We start from the raw sequence: 17,752 nt of genomic DNA on the forward strand, positions 1-17,752 counted from the left end.
TTTCTTTGAGCTTCAGCTGCAACTGGAATACAAGGCAAAGTGGGAAGGTGGGCTAGTGGTGGTGGCCGGCCGCTGGTTTCCGCCCAGCAAGAGCTGTTTGATTGGCAGGACGGTGCAGGAAAAAATGCTGCTGGCTGTTTACGAGTGGCGATGTCCGGACTGTGGAACCCTTCAGGACCGGGAGGTGAATGCGGCCAAAAATCTCCTGGCGTATGGATAGGCCGCCCTAAGCGGTCCTACGGCGAGGGCCAACCGGATGTGAAGCCTGTGGAGAGGAAGGCTCTGGCTCGGGCCGCAAGGCCCGAGTGAAACCAGCCTCCCTGAAGCAGGAAGTCAGCTTCGAACTTGTGGTAGTAGAAATGAGTGAGTCCGACGGAACGACAAAAGAAACAGAATCTAATTAAAAATCTTTGATAGTTTTGAATGAAAAAACGGTTCTGAGCGCATTAAGCAATGAGAAGACATCGATGATTTCTTGAAAAATTGCTCCTTCTACTGGGGTCAATCCTCCTGTGGCCGCAATGCCCATGCCCATGCAGCTTAGCATCATTCCATCAATAGCACTCTGCAGGGCAATCATCCTCATTCTTCTCCTGATATGAATAAACTCATCAACCATCATCAACGTATTTTCCATGATAACAACCTTAGCCGCCTCTGTAGTCGGCTCACTATTTAATCCCACAGCAATCCCAACGGTTGCTGCCATCATGGCTGGAGCATCATTTATGCCATCGCCTACAAACAAGGTTTTTGCTTGATTAGTCTCTTTTCTAACAATTTCAAGTTTTTGCTCAGGGCTACATTGAGCATATAGGGTGGATACAGCAAGATAACGGACTTCAGATTCTCGGTCACCAGAAACAATAAGAATTTTTTAAATCCATGTTTATCCGGTAGATGAGCAATAAATGGTTTACTTTCTTCTCTTGGAGCATTTCGAAAGCGAAAAGTAGCTGCATAAACCTCATCGATCAACACTACGCATTCCAACCCTTCGCTTTCTCTAGGCATCTGTTCTAGCCTCTTGATATTAGAGGGCAATTTGGACCTAGTTGTAATCCTAACACTCATTTTTCCAAACTGCCCGCAAAGACCTTTTCCTGTAGGTTCATGCACTTCAGAGAGCTCCCTGAACTCGATTTTCTTTTCTGTAGCCTTTTGCAAAACAGCTGCTGCAAGTGGGTGCTTTGAGTGTCGTTCTAGACTTGCAGCTAACTCAAAGACAAACCGAGGTTCAAAAAAGCTAGAATAAGATTCTTCCACAAGCTTAGGCATTCCATAAGTCAATGTACCAGTTTTATCGAAAATGGCTCTCTGGCATTTGCTAATGAGTTCGAGAGCTTGACTGTCTTTCACTACAATCGATCGACGTGCACAAAGTGAAATGGACCCAAGGATCACTACAGGAATCGCCAAAAGAAGGGGACATGGAGTAGCAATGACTATGACTGACAGGAATCGAAGTGGACAACTAAAAACCATACCCGCTGCAGTAGCTATAAAAATGGCCAAAGGAGTGTAAAAAGCCCCTATCTATTCAGCAAGCCTTCTTATTGGCTTAGCTTCTTCGGTTTTTCTAATGACCTCCATTATTTTTGCATAGCGAGAGTCTTCCGGTTTTCTGAGAACTCGGATGCGAATAGCCGCTTTCCCATTAATAGCTCCAGAAAGAACCGTGGAACCAATTGTCTTTGAAATCATGAAAGGTTCTCCAGTCAAATAACTTTCGTCCATGACCGTTTTGCCTTCGTTAACAACACCATCAGCTGGGCATATCTCGTGCGGATAAATGATAAGCTCTATTCTCTCGATCACCTCTTTCAAATCGATATCTTTGAGAGAAGCATTTTGTTTTTGATGAGCTACCGTGGGCATTCTTTAGGCAAGCGCTCTTAACACTGCAGAAGCATGATAGATAGCCAATCTTTCTAATAGCTGTCCACCGCTCAGCATCAAAATCACTATTGCTCCTGCCAAATATTCTCCAAAAAGGAAAGAAAGCTAATGATTGAAATTCCAGCCAGAAGGTCAGAACCAAACTCAAGGCGAAACAATTTCCATCCCAACTCAATGAAAAGAGGGATACCACCGATACTGTAGCTAAAAAAAAGAGGCAAAGTTGCAAAAACGGGTCTAGCTTCAATAAACAACGTAGCACCACATACACAATAATAGAAAAAAAGAGCTAAGAGCGATGAGCTTGATACCTTTCTCTATAAATGAATGTCCTTTTTTGACCCACCGTTTTTCTGTGTGTTTCTGGACTCCTAGGCAGCTTCTTTCTAAGGATTGCATCCATTGTCCCTAAATCAAAACAAAGACGTATTCTCTGATGACATTGTCCTACCAATTATCTTTCTATTGCCTCTTAAACTCTAGGGCTATGGTTTATTCACAAAACTGGTATAGAGAAACGGTAGGCAACCACCCAGGAAGTTCATTATGGTTTTATTCGGCTTGCAAGATCTCGAACATAAGCTAAGATTGCGCCGATTATTGTATGGCTTTCTGGGAAGTGGTTCTCTCATAGAGAGAACCATTCATCTGTATTCAACCAATGAATAAGACAAATGATAAAAATGCTTTTAGTTTCATGCTGAAAAAAAGATGGAAGCATTGTTGGAAGCAGAGGGATAAAATGACAACACAAAGCAAACTACTGAAAAGCAAGGACTAAAAATTATGCTTTTCTAAACTTTTCTCTAATATAGATCTTATTTAAAAAACATTGAATTTAGAAAAAGCTTGAAAAGTCTAACAAAGAAAATCCTTATCCTTTCTAGCTTTTTTTTATATTCGCTTACCCTTTTTCCTCATCCTCGCACTTTGTCACAGAACACCTATCATTCAAAAACCATTCTCCCCTTTGCTGAACTACATAAAAAGGTTTCAATACTGGGTACCAAACCGAACAACGTCTGGACATATGGGGAATTCACAGCTTGGGCAGCAGTGAAGGATGGGGTATTTGCGGCTGGTTTTCCTAAGCTACTCAGTTATAGTTTCTTGCAAAAAATGAGTTCTTTTACAGTATCTCCAACCGAAGTCATTGTACAGATGGCTATTTGCGAAACAACTTTTGCTATTCCTGGACTTAAAGAAGGAATACGATTTGAAATTACTGAATCAAATCCAGCGGAGGTTCTTGAAATGATTCAAGCCGGCTCCTTTTATGCTAGGCTAAGGCTTTCTTCTGTTCCAAAACTTCTATCGATTCCCAAAGCCGAAAAATTCAAAAAAAAGGAAAAGCAACCTAAGTCAAAGAATGGAGGCGGCTCCACTGACGAAATGCTTGTAGAAAGAGAAGCAGAAACAGAGCAAGAAAATAACAACAATAGAACAGAAAAAGGACCGTTAATTGTTCATTTTTCGGATATAGGCAAAGCTTTTAAAAAAAGAGGCATACACCCAAACAATACTTGGACTTATGGAAGGTTTTCCGTGGATTCTCCTTACAAAGAAGGGCTTTTTATTGCGCATGAAGCTGGTCTTGCTACGCGTCGAATTATCGAAGGAGTGATCACTGCCGGCATCATCTTTCCTTTTGGAGAAAGGTACGATAATGCGATATTTTCTTCGAGTCTGCCACACCTAAAAATCGACAAAAAAGATATCATTGAAATCACTAAAGATCGTCCAGCAGAGGTAAAAGAAATTGTTCGTGCTGGAGGACTAATCGTTCGGATCGAACTAGCGCATCCTCCGAAGGTCGAAAAAGAAAGTTCTTCAGATGGGGCCAAGGACTTTTTTGCTCCACTGATTCGAATTTTCTCTCCCTAGCGTCTTCTCTCTTGCAATGATTAAATGGATAGCTCTTGTTGTAACTTTTTTATTCTCAAGATACTCCCGTCCAAATCTTCTCTACCAGCCTTTACTATGGCAGGCACTTCGTCGATCTCAATCGCTTGAAGTAAGCTTTTGCCTGCTGAATTAAAATGCTCAATCCACCGGATATTTTTGAACTGACTATTCGATTGGACAGACCCCATAGCCTTTGATGCAGATAAGCGTCTTGCTCAAGCCCAAAGTCATCTTCTCCCTGACGATAATACTAGGGTTTTCCTCGATTTTGCTCTTAAGAGGGCTCATTCGAAATACCTGATGAAATAAAGAATTAGAGCTAAAAATAGAATTGGTGAAAAGATAAATAATATTAATTATTTTTATACATTACTAAAATTTAATTTTTAGATCATATTTTATTTGCTTATACTTCTTTATAATATATAAATTTTATTAATTAAACCAAAGGAGAAAAATATGGCAAAAGTACTTTGTGTTCTTTATCCCGATCCAGTGGATGGCTATCCAAAATCTTACCTACGGGATTCGATCCCTAAAATTGAAAAGTATCCCGACGGTCAAACAGTCCCTAGTCCCAAGCGGATTGATTTTGTTCCAGGGGAACTCTTAGGATCTGTCTCGGGAGGGCTCGGTCTAAGGAAGTATCTGGAAGAACTTGGACACGAATTTATCGTTACTTCAGACAAGGATGGCCCAAATTCTGTTTTCGAAAAAGAGCTACCTACTGCTGACGTAGTCATTTCTCAGCCATTTTGGCCTGCTTATTTAACACCTGAACGTATCAAGAAGGCTAAAAATTTGAAACTAGTTATAACGGCTGGCATCGGCTCGGATCATGTGGATATCCAGGCAGCCATTGAAGCGGGAATAACTGTGGCTGAAATCACCTATTCCAATAGCATTAGTGTTGCTGAACATGTTGTCATGATGATACTTTCCCTCGTCAGAAACTACCTTCCCTCCCATGAATGGGCAGTGAAAGGCGGTTGGAATATAGCGGATTGTGCCAAAAGAGCCTATGATCTTGAAGGCATGCATGTGGGAACGGTAGGGGCTGGGAGGATTGGTCTTGCTGTGCTAAGAAGATTAAAACCCTTTGATGTGCATCTTCACTATACAGACCAACACAGGCTTCCTTCAGAAATCGAAAAAGAGTTAGAAGTTACGTATCATCCTGATGTTTATTCAATGGTGCCCTACTGCGATGTAATCACTATCAACTGTCCGTTGCACCCTTCGACTGAGCATCTTTTCAATGATCAACTTTTTGAAAAATGCAAGCGGGGAACTTTCCTTGTGAACACCGCCAGAGGCAAAATCTGCGATCGAGACGCGGTAGTAAGAGCTGTGCAAAGTGGAAAGATCGCAGCTTATGCCGGAGACGTATGGTTCCCCCAACCTCCTCCTGCTGATCATCCTTGGAGAACTTTACCTTACAATGGGATGACACCTCACTATTCAGGGACAACCCTTTCAGCCCAAGCACGATATGCTGCTGGTACAAGGGAAATCCTAGAATGCTTCTTCGAAGGTCGCCCGATCCGAGAAGAGTATCTGATTGTAAAAGGAGGAAAACTTGCAGGAGTCGGAGCGCATTCTTATACAGTAGGAAGTACTACAAAAGGAGTGGAAGAGCTACTAAGAAGTAAATAAATTACTTTTTCATTCTATCAAAAGCACGGCATATCCTCAAAAAAAGGGGAGGCCGTGTTTTTTTTCCCGTTTTTACTTCAATCTTCGATTGGAAAAATATTTTTAATGATCCAACCAACAATAGCTCCTGCAACAAATCCGCCCACATGGGCCCACCAGGCTACTCCTCCTGCAGCCATACTTTCTGGACTCATAGCCATAAGAGAGCCACTGAAAAGCTGCATGAAAAACCAGAATCCCAAATAGAAAACCGCTGGAATCTCAGCAAAAGTATACCATCCAAAAAAGGGCACTAGGGTGATGATCCGGCTATAAGGATAAAAAACAAAATAAGCGCCTAAAACGGCTGCAATGGCTCCAGAAGCTCCAATAATAGGTAAAGTGGAATGCGGATCGGAGACTATCTGAACAACTTCAGAAATAAGCCCACCGAAGAGATAAAAAAAAAGATAACCTATGTGGCCAAATCGATCTTCGACATTGTCTCCAAAAATCCAAAGATAAACCATATTCCCAAGAATATGAAAAAAACCCCCATGCAGAAACATTGAGCTTATAAAAGGAATGTAGCGGTGAGGATCCAACGTATCTCCGCCAAATTCAGTCCAATAGACAAAACGAACAGGCACATTGCCATAATCTAGAAGAAAATTTTGGAGTTGTTTTCCAAGAGTCAACTCGTAAATAAAGAGAAGCACATTAGTCAAAATTAACAAATTATTTACATATGGTCTTCTTCTACTGGGTATGGTATCAGCAATGGGAATCATACAACACTAATTGCTTTTCTAATAATATCTTTTGAAAAGCCAAAATCCTACAAAACAAACAATAGCCTTATTTTCTTAAAAACACCTATTTCCAAAACCAGCATTTTTCCTAATTCTCTACAAAAATGAAAATGCTTGCCTCAGTCTGTTCCAACATACTATTTTTAGAATAAGCAACCCGTTTTCCTTTTTTTATTTTCCACCTTTTTTCTAAGATGAACAGGATAGATAACTCTCTGGTTAAAACCGCTCTGGCTTATGGAAAAACTGTAGATGAAGTCCTTGATGCCCTTCAAAAACAAGGGATCCTCAAGCCTGAATTCACAATTTGTTTTGCCTCAAGCACTTTTAATCAACAACAGGTAGTCAGTCAAATTAAAAAATCATTAAGCGGTCATCTGTGGGGATTGTCGAGCGCTGGGGAATTTAACGGCATAGAAGAAGCCATGACTTGTGGGGGTATTTTCATGCTCTCTGTTGAGCCATTAGCAAACCTCTTAAAATCCAATGTTTCCTATGGAACCATTGGTGTCGACGCTGAAAGCAGCGCCAAAGCCATCGTGCAAAAAGCCTTTGAAGGCCTTCAGTTTGATCCTGAACTGCTCTATTTAGGATTTTCAGGGAAAAGACCGGCGGATCTGCTTAAAGCTACTCCTTTTTCTCTGCTTGTTGCTCATTCTCAGATTGGGACCGAAGAGAAATGCCTGAAAGGCATTTGCGAATATGTTGGACGCGGGGTCAGAATTTCAGGCGGGAGCGGAGCTGACTCCCTCTATTTAGAAAGAGTCACGGAGACCTACTGTTATGCTGACGATAAGGCAGAAAAAAACGCTCTTTCGGTTCTTTCCCTAGCCACCACTCTGAAGAATGGGGTAGGCATAGCAAATGCTTTCCGTCCCATACCAGGCAAAGGAGCGTTTGTGACAGAAAGCTTTGGAAGAGTCGTCTATTCTTTAAATCATCGCATGGCTGCTGATGTCTACATGGAGTTAACGGCTTCTTCCTCATGGCAAGAAGCCTTTCATGCTTTTAATAGTCATCCTTTAGGAATAGTAGAGCCAGTGAGTCACTACTGGCATATCCATAGCCCGGCTGCTATCCAAAAGGATGGTTCGATGTCTTTCTTTTCTGAAATTCCTCAAGGCTCAGGTGTATCCTTACTCGAAGCTGACTCTCAAAGTCGGATTGAATCTACCCGCCTGGCCGTACAAAGAGCCATAGCCGATGCGGGTTATCCTCAAAAAATCGCCGCCGTCGTTCTCTTTAACTGTATCCTTTGCCACCAACAGTCTGAAAGACTTAAAACCGGAAGAGCCGAAATCCAAGCTGTCAAATCTTTAGTCGGCAAAAATGTTCCCCTGATCGGAGCTTCAACTTATGGGGAAACAGGCTACACTATCGCAGGCACTGTAGGCCATCACAATCAAACTACGACTGTCTGGCTTCTAGGCGATGAGCCGATTACACGTTAATGCCTTTAGCTGAATTCAAAAAGAACTAGGGATGGGATTTCTTGCTGGAACCTCAACAAGAAGTTTTCGTTCTCAATCCTCAATTGAAAATCACGACTTCTTTTCCATCAAACCGTTCATTTTTCTTTTTTTCTTCCCGTTTTCAAGGTAGGTTTAAAATCATTCTTCCCACATGAACCGAAATATTAGCAAATGGGTCCTTGCTCTTTTGTACTGTGATTTGATCCTCGCCTTTTCTTCGTTGCCAGGGGCTACGCTTTCTGTAATCACTAAAAATGTATTGGATAAAATCCTCCACTTTTTTGCTTATTCGATTCTCGGATGGCTTTTTTGCCAAGCTTCAATGAAACTTCTCTATGGGATAGCCCTCGCAGCACTCTTTGGGATAATCGACGAAAACTATCAAAGACTTATCCCTGGCCGACAGTGTGATTTTTACGACTGGCTAGCAGACTGTCTTGGAGCAACGGCTGGCACGATCATAACTATGGGCATGCTTAGACTTTTCAAAGCAACGAAAGAGAAATAAATAACTCTCCTAGCTAATGGGAGCTTTCAGAATTAATTTCCAAGAGATGGCCATCGGGATCCAATAGAAAAATTTGAGGAAACCCAGCAACACTATTCAGATTGATCTTTAATCGGAAGGCTGGATCAGTTTGCTCTTCACTGTAGCCCATTCCTTTTAGCCAAGTCAAAGCCTCCATTATGTTTTTAACCCGAAAAGCTACATGTCTAGCCTTGGTGTCTATCCAAGGGCTTTCTGTATTAGGAAGGGGAGAAGACAAAACGGTTAGATGCAGCTGCTGGTTTCCAACCTCAAACCAAGCACCAGGGAAAGAAAAAGGAGGCCTAGCAATCTGTTTTAAACCGAGGACTTCGGTGTAAAACCGAATCGAGCGTTCTAGATCTTTTACGGGAAGAGTAACATGGTGTATGGCTTCCATTGCAACCATAAAAAAGAATCCTATTGTTTTTTAGTATCTCTCTGGTAAACTCTTTTCAATTCCAATTTAAAAAAAACGTATATGAAATGCTGGTTTTGCGAAGAAGAAGCCCGGGGAACCTGTGCGGCTTGCGGTCGAGCCTTATGCCATCATCATGCTCATATCCATGATGAAATGACGTTGGCTAAGTCTGATACAAGTACTGGGTATAGCAGTTACTATAATGTCTATGGTGCCTTAAAATGTTCTGAATGCAAATTGGAATGGCGTTCGTACAAACCACATGGCTAACGATAATTCCGCGATGAGTAGAAAACTGACTTAGGATTGAGTCAACTGCCTGATTCTTTCTGACAGGTTCCATCGACCAGGTAACTCTTCTATCCACCACCTTTTGGTGGTTTTAACTACATCTAGTTTTCTTCTAAATCCAAATTCAAAGCCCGCTGGAATGAGTATGCCATCACTCTGCTCATAGGCTCGATGTAATTTTAACAGAGCTTCCTCAAAAGAAGTGCATCGTATGGTGTCATGGCTTTCAGGAAAACCTATGAGTTTGATCGATTCTCGTCTATAGAGTTCCCGCTGTTGCGGCCACCATTCCGCTTTTCCGTCCCACCAAAAAATGGAACTTGCCATATAATCAAAGCCGCTTTTGGCAATGCTGACCACCTGTTCTGGAGGGCAACCCAAAGCTTCCCCAAAAAACTGAACTTTCGGAAGGATCGATCGGCCATAAGCAATCAATTCTTTCCAAATGGCTGGTGAAATCCCATAGGCATAATCAGCTCTAAATCCATCGACTCCCAAATCCAACCAATATTTAATGACCGATTTCTGATAATCAACGACGTCTTTATTTGAATAGTCAAGTTGAGCAAGATCTTTCCAACTGATCCACTGACCACTGTCAACACAACCAGGATTTTTTGGCTGTCCCCCTTCCCAAACAATCCAATCAGGATGCTCTTTGATTAAGGGAGAATCTATGGCGATGTGGTTAGCCACCAGATCAATCCATACTTTAAGTCTTCGCTGATGACAAAGATTTAGAAACCGCTGGAATGCTTCTTCGGTTCCATATTCGGAAGCAATCGCTTTTGGGTTTAATATAGAATAGATACTTCCAGAAGCACCACAAGGGCTAATTGGATTGAGAAAAAGGGTGTCAAAACCCATCCAAGTAATCCGCTCCAGATGACTTTCCCAATCCTTTATTGTACCCAAAAGCCTTGGGAAAATGTTATAGATCCAAATTTTTTTTTGCTCTCTTCCCATTATTCTTTAAGTTTTTTTAATTTAAAAATAATTAGTGAATAATCAATAAATACTTATGAAAGCAGCATTGCCCCCCCTCCCTATTTTTCCAATAAGCAGGCTTTGCCAGTAGGTTATTTTTTTAAGGCATTGCTTTATAGGCTTGATCAATCAGATCATAAAGCTTTGGAAGCCATGATTCTCCCCAGAAGAGATAACAACTCGTTTCTGATTGCAGTAGTAATTTGCGCATTTCGTGAAGTTTCCTTGTATATTCCGGCTCACTATGCGTTTGCTGTTCTTTAGCTTTTTCCCAGTATTTGGCACTGAGTCTGTATATGGCTTCTAGAGCTTTCTTTTGGGATTGAGAGCCTGTCCATTGTGAAAAATCGTATCCTGAAGTTGATCCAACATTCCATGCCCCAGTCTGTACATGCACCTTCTCTGTCGGAGGATGTTGCTCAATGTAATCAGACAAAAATACCAATTCAATATCTCCTTTAGCCTCAATTCTTTCCATATAAGCTGAAAAGAAATAGCCCCAGAAATTCGCCGAATCACTTAAGTTTCTAAACCATCCCCCATTTTCACCGTCCGTCCATGTTGTGATCAAGGCAGGAGAAGCAAATGACTTCGTCTTGTTTTCCGCTTCACCCAAGAACCATACCGGATCCATTCCGCTTTGTTGGGCATTGCTTAAATCTCTTTCTCTAGGAACAATGGCAATACTTTTACCTTTCCATTCAGCAAGATACACCTGATATGGGGCTGTAGGTTGACCGTCTTGTCTGCGAATATGAGCACTGTCCACAATGACATAGCTATAACCCACCTCCACCAAATAAGGGATCATTTCCATGGTAAAACCCATTTCGGGAGGGAAAAAACCTTTGGGCCTTCTGCCGAAAACCTTTTCAATACATTGGCGATGCAGCCATAGTTGTTCTTCCCAATCTTCTATAGGGATGATGGGAAAGAGGGGATGATAATATCCCATTCCCACAAGCTCGATATTAGAAAGTTGCTTGTAGGTCTCAAGCATCCTTCCAAGATCGAGAATATCTTGACTTTTTTGCTGGATTGCAGGATCTAAAAACTGCTCCAGTAAGGTCCCTGAAAAGCCAAAATGGACTTTAGCCTTATCTCCATAGCGTTTTAAAAAATGGATAGGCCGTTCGTATGCTAAAAGAATCTGCTGAGCTTCCCACCGATTAGTATCCAACAATAGATTCAAATTCCCTAGAGGTTGATGCATATGAAGGCCAAGGGCATGACATATTTTTGGCATAACCACAACTCCTTTGGATTACATCTTTTAAGAAGCCCCTCACAAATGCCCTAGAATAAGGAATAATAACAACGTTCTGTCAGCGCTGCAACTGAATCCCAACTAAAAGATTCTTCTGCAGCCTTTCGGCCGTTTTGGCCCATCCACCGACTATGCTCAAAATTTTTCATGATTTCGCAACAACCCCATGCTATCGATTCTGGGGTTGGATATACCTTGTAGCCATTTATCCCATGCCATACAAATTCTGAACCATTATGCGTTGCGATGACAGGCTTTCCCGCTGCCCACCCTTCAAGAACGGCTATGCCAAAGGGCTCGTTCCGCGAGGGAAGAACCACCGCATCAACCGCACGAAAAAGATCATGCAGATCAGCCCCAAACCTATGTCCTATGAATCGTACAGCATGCCTTATGCCAAGCTGCCAAGATCGAGATTCCAGCTGAGATCTCAAGTATCCATCACCCGCAAAAATGAACTTGGCGTTGCCATTGAATTTAAGAACCCAAGGAATCGCTTCTAAAAGAAGATCTGGACCTTTCTGATGGGTCAATCGGCCACAAAAAAGAAATGTCGGATCCATCGGTCCAATACCATATCTTCCCTTGACTGCTGCTGGATCAATAAAGCCGCTAAAAGGAGTCACACTAATCCCATTGGGAATAACCCAGATTTTGCCTTCCCACTGATGATAAATGGAAACAATTTCCCATTTCAACTGATTGGAAACCGCTATAATTCTATCCGCATAATGAGCACCTTCACCTTCTAGATGACGGATCCTCGCAGAATTGCCTCCATGATGACAGTTCCCACAGCGGCCATATTCAGTAGAATGAAGGGTAAAAACAAAGCGTCTGCCACGACCCCATTTTGCCCATTTCCCCGCCATTGAGGTCAACCAGTCATGCGCATGGACAATGTCAAAGCCCCCAGCATAATCTTCTTCCTTCCAAAGATGCCCAATAAATGATCCGCATAAATTATGCATTTCGGTTATAAAATCTGGATGAAAAGCAAAATCACACCGATGATAATGCACCCCATCAATACAATCATAGTGACTCATCCAATTCTGTCTTCTAGTAAAAACATGTACCTGATGGCCCCGACGGGACAACCCGGCGGCTAGCTCTGTAACATGTACAGCTAATCCTCCAACAGCAATTGAATGAAGAGTTTCCCAAGACAGCATGGCTATTTTCATAATTTGTTTTAAAGACTTAACAGGTTCTCATGGTGATGATTAATACAATAAATCCAGATTATAAGCCAAAACCACCTCAGAGCAAACTAAGGGTTTGCCTAAGTTAAAAGAAATGTTTTTCTGTATATTGATTTAGCCTTTTTACGCTTATTGTTCTTTCTTTAGCCATCAGTCTTTGGATTAAAGCTTCTCCACAGTTGGCTTTCTTTTTTTCTTTCCTATTTTTAAAGAGTTGTTACTCTTTTTTCTCAATCCTGCCTAAAAGATCCACTCGATGAGTTTCAATATTCAACCTTTCCATATTCCCAAGCGCTTATTGATGGGGCCAGGCCCTAGTCCTGTTCACCCGTCGGTTCTCGAAAAAATGAGTTGTGCACCCATAGGCCATCTAGACCCCTTTTTTCTTTCTCTTATGGAAGAAATAAAGACAATGCTAAGAGCTGTCTTTCAAACATCCAATGAATTTACTTTTCCGATCAGCGGCACGGGAAGTGCAGGCATGGAGTTTTGTCTTGTCAACTTAATAGAGCCGCAAGATAGGGTGCTTGTAGGAATTAATGGGCTTTTTGGCAGGCGTATTGCTGACCTAGCAATAAAACTGGGAGCAGAAGTCAAAACCCTAGAAGTGCCATGGGGACAATCGATCGAAGTCGAGCAGCTAAAAGAGGCAATAACAAAGGAAAGGCCCAAAGTGGTGGCTTTGGTGCATGCTGAAACCTCGACTGGAATTTGTAATCCCATGGAAGAACTGGCTCCAATTGTCGCTGAAAGTGGTGCTCTGTTCATTCTTGATACGGTCACTTCTCTTGGAGGATCCCCTGTTTTTATCGATCAATGGAAAGTGGATGCGACCTTTAGCGCCACCCAAAAATGCATCGGCTCTCCACCTGGATTATCGCCCGTTTCCTTTAGCCCTAGAGCCCTTGAGGTGATAGCGAAAAGAAAAACGAAAATTCCCAGTTGGTATTTTGATTGTTCCCTTCTCTATGGTTACTGGGGCCATGAACGGCTCTACCATCATACTGCACCGATTAATAATAACTATGGACTGCATCAATCCCTAAGACTGATTCTGGAAGAAGGACTGCAAAATAGATGGCAACGCCATTACCAAGCTCATTTGATGCTAAAAGAAGGACTAGCCCAACTCGGCTTGAAGTTTTTTACTCCCGAAGACCGTCGCCTCTGGCAGCTCAATGCGATCACAGTTCCAGATGAAAAAACTGAAGCTTTTCTACGCAAAAAACTGCTTGATGCTTATGAAATCGAAATCGGACCTGGGTTAGGACCTCTTAAAGGAAAAATATGGAGGATTGGTCTTATGGCAGAAGGAGCAAGGAAAGAAAATATTGAGAGATTGCTTGAAGCTTTGAAAAAAATTTTATCAAGATGAACGATTAAAAACGGAGCGAAGAAATTCTTTAATGCATTCGGGAGGCCTTCCAAGAATCGCTTTATCTTCAATTTCAAGAATCGGTCTTTGAATGAGTTCGGGATGGGCAGCCATTATTTCAATCAATGCTTCATCACTGAACGGATGCTTATCAAGCTTAAGTTCAGTAAAGGTCTCTTCCTTGGTTCTTAGTATTTCAATAGGCTTTTTCCCCATTTTTTTTAAAAGCTCTGCCCATTTTTCTTTGCTTAGAGGATGGCTAAAATAGTTGATTTTTTCATAATCGACTTTCATTTCATCTAGAATCCCAACCGCCTTACGGCAAGTAGAACAAGTAGGATTGATATAAATAAGAACTTTGTGAGCCATTCGCTTTGTCAATCTATCGCTGAGCTTTGAAAAAAGTCAATAGATTTAGAGAAAGAAAAAACTAACTCAGAAGAAAGACTCCGATTGATTATCAGTTGAGGATAAATGAACTATCTTAAGCAAAAAAACTAAGGATTAAAAGAAAGCTCAAAGCCAAGATCAAGCCAATCCCTGACTATAGGCGTTAGCTCTTTAGAGAACATTCTCTCTATAGCGACAAAACCAACCCAATACCGTAAACTCTTGAGTCCATTGCAATAGCTGTAGCTCAGAGAAATTTTCTTCTCTCTTATCATTGCCTGTTAGAAACGCTTCACAAGCTTCATAAAGAGTGTGCCCCTTTTCTAAGAGACTCAAAAAACGAAAGACTGGGGACTCAACTAGTTTAATATAAGGAACATTCCTAAACCGATGCACTACAACCCAATGCTTTTGTCTTTTAAGAGCGAAAAACCGCTTGGGTTTTTTAAGCGGTTGCTTACGTCTATCAACTATCCCCATTTCTGAAGTACCCATACCGGATTTTTCTAAACCGGAAAGAAGAAAATCTTCGATTGCGTATTGAAGCTCAAGCAGGCTGATATGCGGTTGAAGGCCTATTCTCAGAGCTTCAGGTTTTGCTTCTATAATATCCTTAGAAGATATAGTAGGATAGTCTGGGGCATCAAAAGCTCTAAACAGAGCCCTTTCCAATCGAACCATGTCTATAGCCGCTTCCTGAGTAGTGGCACCTAAAAAATCTGGATTTTCTCTTAAAAAGGCCTCTAGTTCTGATCCAATATCCCCAAGTCTGGCAGAGCGAGGCGGATATTTCTCTAAATAGGCTTCTACCAGTTTTCTAAATCGCCTTTTTCCAATCAGATAGCTCAACCCGCTAAAATCCTGATAGAAAGCCTCTAGCATTTTAAACCAATATTGTTGGTTGTAAACTTCAAGGCGTTCTAAGCTGGTCATCGTCTGACTAGGTTCAAAAATCCCCTGTGCCAACACCTCAATTGGCTGCCCATCTTCGGCCATTTTTCTTATCCGATCCTTTGAATTAAGCGGACGCCGGATCAAGGATAGCACCAATCGCTGAAGCTTTCTCAAGCTTTCAGGATTTTCCGCCTCTAGGCTCTGTAGATTGATAGGCATCGATAAACGCTTTGGCTTTTAAGGCTTCCTGATAGACCTCCTCAAAAGAAGGAATGGCATCGTCCCATTCGAGGAGGGTTGGCCGTGGACCACCCCGTCGAATAACCTCGCCGTAGAGTCTCCACACCGCTAAGGATACAGGCTGATCATGAGTATCAAGAATATATTTTGGAAGTCGACTATGTCCAGCAATGTGAAACTGTATAACTCTTTTCAAAGGAATATAATCCAAATAAGCTAGCGGATCAAATCCGTGGTTTTGCGAGTTGACATACAGGTTATTCACATCAAGGAGGATGCCACAGTCAGCCGTTTCAACCACTTCGGTTAAAAACTCCCACTCCGTCATTTTAGAAGAGCGATACTGAGCATAACTACTGATGTTTTCCACCCCAATCGGAACTTCTAGAAAATCCTGTGCTTCTTTTATTTTTTGAGCCGTCAGTTTTGCTGCCGCTAGGGTATAAGGCATGGGTAAAAGATCATGAACATAGGTTCCATCCACACTACCCCAAGCTAAATGGTCCGATACCCAGGGAGTTTTTGTTTTTTGAATAAGTTTTTTCAGTCGTTTTAAATGCTCGCGATCTAGGGGATCAACCGAACCAAAATATAGCCCTACCCCATGCGGCACTACTTTATAGCTTTCCAATATCTTATCCAATAGAATCTCTGGCTTGCCTCCATTGCCCATAAAGTTTTCAGAAATAATCTCAAACCAGCTCACTCCTGGCTTCTTCTCCAATATATGCTGGTAATGAGGGATCCTTAAGCCAATCCCTATTCCGTAGGCCTCGAAAAACTTTGAAAACTTCAAAGAAATGCTTTCCTTATGCAAAAAGGTGCGCAGAGATAGACACTAAACAAAGTCAAAAACTTAACACCAACAAGAGGTTTTTGATTCTGAGCTTTGAGGTTCTTCGCCCTTCTTGCTTTTTTTCTTTCCTTTGCAGCTTTGCTTTCCTTTACAACTCATTTCAGCAAAGGCTCTAGGATCTGCTGATTTTCCAGCTAATTTATCCAAGTTTTTCACCTTCCCATTCAGAGCTGTTCCTGCAAGCATTCCAACCATAACCGTGCCAACAACGGCAGAACGAAGTTGTTTTTTCATCCATTTTCGCGGGAGACCCTGGCATTCATGCCGGGGAGGGATAGCGCGGCGGCGTAAGCCGCCCCAGTTCCCGCACCTCCTTTCTCCAATGCTATCTTTGTTCAGGCAAGCACGTCCACGATCCATCAACCGTCCGTGCCCGCTTTTCTAAGCCTTAGGTGCCTTGTAACGCGGGCATCTCTGCCCGTCTCCCCTCGGGGAATGTCTGCAACCGGCTCACCCCTAGCGGTGTCGGTGAGAACCTTCGGGCCTTTGTCTTTGCCCAGCATGATCCCCACCTTCCAGTGTCCGGGACTGAGGAAGCGTCCCGGAGTGGGTCTTAACGACCTGTTGCAAACGTAGCGGACTGACTACCGCTTTCCCTGTTCAACCTAGCTTGCTTTCACAAGCTCCGCCCTTCAGGGCGGAGTAGTTGATATTCTCTATATTCCTTTTAGAAGATTCGCTCTTTTTCTTTTATCTTTTGATTACAACTTCTACAAGAAAAAAACTAATTATATTTTTAGAAAAATCTTGTACTTCTAAACCGTTCCCTCAGACTTACTCGTTCCTGCTCAGAGAGGAACAAAGCTAACTTCCTGCTTCACAGAGGACAGTTTTACCATCGTCATGCGACGGCGGCCAGAGCTTTTTTTCTCCACCGGCTTCACATTTGGCGGAACTCGCCATAGGGCCGTTTAGGACGGCCAAACCATGCGTCAGGATATTCCTTGCCGCATTCACCTCCCGGTCGTGGATGCTTCCACACTCCGGACACACCCACTGGCGAATGGCCAGCGGCAGTGTTTCCTGGACCGTCCCACATGCCGAACAACTCTTGCTGGATGGAAACCAGCGACCAGCGACAAGCACCAAACCACCACCCCTTTCTGCCTTATATTCCAGTTGTCGCCGAAACTCGAAGAAACCCATGTCAGCAATGGATTGGGCCAGTCGATGGTTTTTCAACATCCCGCGCACGTTCAGCTCCTCGATGGCGATGGGGTAAAACCGTCGCGTAAGATCGGACATGAGCTTGTGCAAGGCATCCTGCCGGACGTTGGCAATACAGGCATGGAGCTTGGACAGTCGGACTCTGGCCTTTTGGGCATTTCCCGATATGGGCAACCGCAAGCCTTTGGGAATCGTTGTGTGGTCCGCAAGGCCCAACGTCTTCCTGGCCGCCTGATGTTTGCGCAAGAGACTGCAAGACAGTCGCCCCAATCGCTTGAGCAAGGCCCTGTGCGGCTTGGGACCGATTACCTTTTCTCCTTGTGGAGAATGTTGCCATGGCCGATACCCCCAAATCCACCCCGGTCGCGCCTTGGTTTTCAGCGGGATGCAGGGGGATAGCGTCGGCAGCG

19 protein-coding genes and 2 pseudogenes are annotated in these 17,752 nt (G+C 42.8%); 7 read left to right on the forward strand and 14 right to left on the reverse strand.

Going from position 1 to position 17,752, the window contains the following annotated elements:
* Nucleotides 1–220 (forward strand): zinc ribbon domain-containing protein (locus A7Q09_RS06790; RefSeq protein WP_166791945.1); only part of this gene is annotated, 220 nt, incomplete at its 5' end.
* Nucleotides 221–400: 180 nt separating this feature from the next.
* Here A7Q09_RS06790 and A7Q09_RS11130 read toward each other — a convergent pair.
* The 3 genes and pseudogenes from A7Q09_RS11130 to A7Q09_RS10715 form a co-directional block, all read right to left on the reverse strand.
* Entirely contained in the window at nucleotides 401–874 is a 474-nt protein-coding gene (locus A7Q09_RS11130; RefSeq protein ID WP_347877501.1) for an HAD-IC family P-type ATPase, read from the reverse strand.
* 38 nt (nucleotides 875–912) lie between these two features.
* Nucleotides 913–1,485: pseudogene (locus A7Q09_RS11300) on the reverse strand (heavy metal translocating P-type ATPase); the annotation flags it as partial.
* Between the two features lie 51 nt (nucleotides 1,486–1,536).
* Nucleotides 1,537–1,878, reverse strand: a complete 342-nt coding sequence (locus A7Q09_RS10715; protein WP_208526702.1) for a hypothetical protein — start codon at nucleotides 1,876–1,878, stop codon at nucleotides 1,537–1,539.
* An 870-nt stretch (nucleotides 1,879–2,748) separates the two neighbouring features.
* Here A7Q09_RS10715 and A7Q09_RS06800 point away from each other — a divergent pair.
* Nucleotides 2,749–3,783, forward strand: coding sequence for a hypothetical protein (locus A7Q09_RS06800; protein ID WP_134390566.1), 1,035 nt, complete (start codon nucleotides 2,749–2,751; stop codon nucleotides 3,781–3,783).
* 20 nt (nucleotides 3,784–3,803) lie between these two features.
* On the opposite strand, the gene A7Q09_RS06805 is transcribed toward A7Q09_RS06800, so the two are convergent.
* Nucleotides 3,804–3,992 carry a hydrogenase expression/formation C-terminal domain-containing protein gene (locus tag A7Q09_RS06805; RefSeq protein ID WP_134390568.1) on the reverse strand — a complete coding sequence of 63 codons (189 nt, stop codon included), beginning with the start codon at nucleotides 3,990–3,992 and terminating at the stop codon, nucleotides 3,804–3,806.
* A 271-nt stretch (nucleotides 3,993–4,263) separates the two neighbouring features.
* On the opposite strand from A7Q09_RS06805, the gene A7Q09_RS06810 reads away from it, so the two are divergent.
* Nucleotides 4,264–5,460 carry an NAD-dependent formate dehydrogenase gene (locus A7Q09_RS06810; protein ID WP_134390570.1) on the forward strand — a complete coding sequence of 399 codons (1,197 nt, stop codon included), beginning with the start codon at nucleotides 4,264–4,266 and terminating at the stop codon, nucleotides 5,458–5,460.
* A 77-nt stretch (nucleotides 5,461–5,537) separates the two neighbouring features.
* Here A7Q09_RS06810 and A7Q09_RS06815 read toward each other — a convergent pair whose 3' ends face one another.
* Nucleotides 5,538–6,230, reverse strand: a complete 693-nt coding sequence (locus tag A7Q09_RS06815) for a rhomboid family intramembrane serine protease (RefSeq protein ID WP_134390571.1) — start codon at nucleotides 6,228–6,230, stop codon at nucleotides 5,538–5,540.
* Between the two features lie 215 nt (nucleotides 6,231–6,445).
* On the opposite strand from A7Q09_RS06815, the gene A7Q09_RS06820 reads away from it, so the two are divergent.
* Entirely contained in the window at nucleotides 6,446–7,702 is a 1,257-nt protein-coding gene (locus A7Q09_RS06820) for an FIST signal transduction protein (protein ID WP_134390573.1), read from the forward strand.
* Between the two features lie 172 nt (nucleotides 7,703–7,874).
* On the forward strand, nucleotides 7,875–8,231 hold the full coding sequence (locus A7Q09_RS06825; protein ID WP_134390575.1) for a VanZ family protein: 357 nt from the start codon (nucleotides 7,875–7,877) through the stop codon (nucleotides 8,229–8,231).
* Nucleotides 8,232–8,244: 13 nt separating this feature from the next.
* Here A7Q09_RS06825 and A7Q09_RS06830 read toward each other — a convergent pair whose 3' ends face one another.
* Nucleotides 8,245–8,658 carry a VOC family protein gene (locus tag A7Q09_RS06830; RefSeq protein WP_134390577.1) on the reverse strand — a complete coding sequence of 138 codons (414 nt, stop codon included), beginning with the start codon at nucleotides 8,656–8,658 and terminating at the stop codon, nucleotides 8,245–8,247.
* A 72-nt stretch (nucleotides 8,659–8,730) separates the two neighbouring features.
* On the opposite strand from A7Q09_RS06830, the gene A7Q09_RS06835 reads away from it, so the two are divergent.
* Entirely contained in the window at nucleotides 8,731–8,940 is a 210-nt protein-coding gene (locus tag A7Q09_RS06835; protein ID WP_134390579.1) for a hypothetical protein, read from the forward strand.
* Between the two features lie 30 nt (nucleotides 8,941–8,970).
* On the opposite strand, the gene A7Q09_RS06840 is transcribed toward A7Q09_RS06835, so the two are convergent.
* The 3 genes from A7Q09_RS06840 to A7Q09_RS06850 all read right to left on the reverse strand — a co-directional run bounded on the left by A7Q09_RS06840 (nucleotide 8,971) and on the right by A7Q09_RS06850 (nucleotide 12,402).
* Nucleotides 8,971–9,927: an alpha-amylase family glycosyl hydrolase gene (locus tag A7Q09_RS06840; protein ID WP_244228585.1), complete on the reverse strand. Its 957-nt coding sequence runs from the start codon at nucleotides 9,925–9,927 to the stop codon at nucleotides 8,971–8,973.
* 121 nt (nucleotides 9,928–10,048) lie between these two features.
* Nucleotides 10,049–11,194: a glycoside hydrolase family 57 gene (locus A7Q09_RS06845; protein ID WP_134390583.1), complete on the reverse strand. Its 1,146-nt coding sequence runs from the start codon at nucleotides 11,192–11,194 to the stop codon at nucleotides 10,049–10,051.
* 50 nt (nucleotides 11,195–11,244) lie between these two features.
* Nucleotides 11,245–12,402 (reverse strand): glycosyltransferase family 4 protein, encoded by a 1,158-nt coding sequence (locus A7Q09_RS06850; protein ID WP_134390584.1) that lies wholly within the window; start codon nucleotides 12,400–12,402, stop codon nucleotides 11,245–11,247.
* A gap of 274 nt (nucleotides 12,403–12,676) precedes the next feature.
* Between A7Q09_RS06850 and A7Q09_RS06855 the strand changes: the two genes are divergently transcribed.
* Nucleotides 12,677–13,795: an alanine--glyoxylate aminotransferase family protein gene (locus A7Q09_RS06855; RefSeq protein ID WP_134390586.1), complete on the forward strand. Its 1,119-nt coding sequence runs from the start codon at nucleotides 12,677–12,679 to the stop codon at nucleotides 13,793–13,795.
* On the opposite strand, the gene A7Q09_RS06860 is transcribed toward A7Q09_RS06855, so the two are convergent.
* The 5 genes and pseudogenes from A7Q09_RS06860 to A7Q09_RS06885 form a co-directional block, all read right to left on the reverse strand.
* A complete protein-coding gene (locus A7Q09_RS06860; RefSeq protein ID WP_134390588.1) occupies nucleotides 13,787–14,164 on the reverse strand; it encodes an arsenate reductase family protein in 378 nt (125 codons plus the stop codon). The two genes, A7Q09_RS06855 and A7Q09_RS06860, sit on opposite strands and share 9 nt — an antisense overlap.
* Before the next feature lie 192 nt (nucleotides 14,165–14,356).
* Nucleotides 14,357–15,298, reverse strand: coding sequence for a putative DNA-binding domain-containing protein (locus tag A7Q09_RS06865; RefSeq protein ID WP_134390590.1), 942 nt, complete (start codon nucleotides 15,296–15,298; stop codon nucleotides 14,357–14,359).
* Nucleotides 15,258–16,121, reverse strand: coding sequence for a DUF692 domain-containing protein (locus A7Q09_RS06870; RefSeq protein WP_134390595.1), 864 nt, complete (start codon nucleotides 16,119–16,121; stop codon nucleotides 15,258–15,260). Before A7Q09_RS06870 ends, A7Q09_RS06865 begins: the two co-directional genes overlap by 41 nt.
* A gap of 54 nt (nucleotides 16,122–16,175) precedes the next feature.
* On the reverse strand, nucleotides 16,176–16,409 hold the full coding sequence (locus tag A7Q09_RS06875; protein WP_134390591.1) for a hypothetical protein: 234 nt from the start codon (nucleotides 16,407–16,409) through the stop codon (nucleotides 16,176–16,178).
* A gap of 554 nt (nucleotides 16,410–16,963) precedes the next feature.
* Nucleotides 16,964–17,752, reverse strand: a pseudogene (locus A7Q09_RS06885) (RNA-guided endonuclease InsQ/TnpB family protein); the annotation flags it as partial.

The sequence above is a fragment of the Methylacidiphilum sp. Yel genome (assembly GCF_004421185.1).
GTDB lineage: Bacteria > Verrucomicrobiota > Verrucomicrobiia > Methylacidiphilales > Methylacidiphilaceae > Methylacidiphilum.

Excerpts from the sequence above, each read along its gene's own strand:
- A7Q09_RS10715 (WP_208526702.1), bottom strand. The coding sequence starts at position 1,878 with ATGCCCACGGTAGCTCATCAAAAACAAAATGCTTCTCTCAAAGATATC.
- A7Q09_RS06805 (WP_134390568.1), bottom strand. The coding sequence starts at position 3,992 with ATGGGGTCTGTCCAATCGAATAGTCAGTTCAAAAATATCCGGTGGATT.
- A7Q09_RS06810 (WP_134390570.1), top strand. The coding sequence starts at position 4,264 with ATGGCAAAAGTACTTTGTGTTCTTTATCCCGATCCAGTGGATGGCTAT.
- A7Q09_RS06815 (WP_134390571.1), bottom strand. The coding sequence starts at position 6,230 with ATGATTCCCATTGCTGATACCATACCCAGTAGAAGAAGACCATATGTA.
- A7Q09_RS06820 (WP_134390573.1), top strand. The coding sequence starts at position 6,446 with ATGAACAGGATAGATAACTCTCTGGTTAAAACCGCTCTGGCTTATGGA.
- A7Q09_RS06825 (WP_134390575.1), top strand. The coding sequence starts at position 7,875 with ATGAACCGAAATATTAGCAAATGGGTCCTTGCTCTTTTGTACTGTGAT.
- A7Q09_RS06830 (WP_134390577.1), bottom strand. The coding sequence starts at position 8,658 with ATGGTTGCAATGGAAGCCATACACCATGTTACTCTTCCCGTAAAAGAT.
- A7Q09_RS06835 (WP_134390579.1), top strand. The coding sequence starts at position 8,731 with ATGAAATGCTGGTTTTGCGAAGAAGAAGCCCGGGGAACCTGTGCGGCT.
- A7Q09_RS06840 (WP_244228585.1), bottom strand. The coding sequence starts at position 9,927 with ATGGGAAGAGAGCAAAAAAAAATTTGGATCTATAACATTTTCCCAAGG.
- A7Q09_RS06845 (WP_134390583.1), bottom strand. The coding sequence starts at position 11,194 with ATGCCAAAAATATGTCATGCCCTTGGCCTTCATATGCATCAACCTCTA.
- A7Q09_RS06850 (WP_134390584.1), bottom strand. The coding sequence starts at position 12,402 with ATGAAAATAGCCATGCTGTCTTGGGAAACTCTTCATTCAATTGCTGTT.
- A7Q09_RS06855 (WP_134390586.1), top strand. The coding sequence starts at position 12,677 with ATGAGTTTCAATATTCAACCTTTCCATATTCCCAAGCGCTTATTGATG.
- A7Q09_RS06860 (WP_134390588.1), bottom strand. The coding sequence starts at position 14,164 with ATGGCTCACAAAGTTCTTATTTATATCAATCCTACTTGTTCTACTTGC.
- A7Q09_RS06865 (WP_134390590.1), bottom strand. The coding sequence starts at position 15,298 with ATGCCTATCAATCTACAGAGCCTAGAGGCGGAAAATCCTGAAAGCTTG.
- A7Q09_RS06875 (WP_134390591.1), bottom strand. The coding sequence starts at position 16,409 with ATGAAAAAACAACTTCGTTCTGCCGTTGTTGGCACGGTTATGGTTGGA.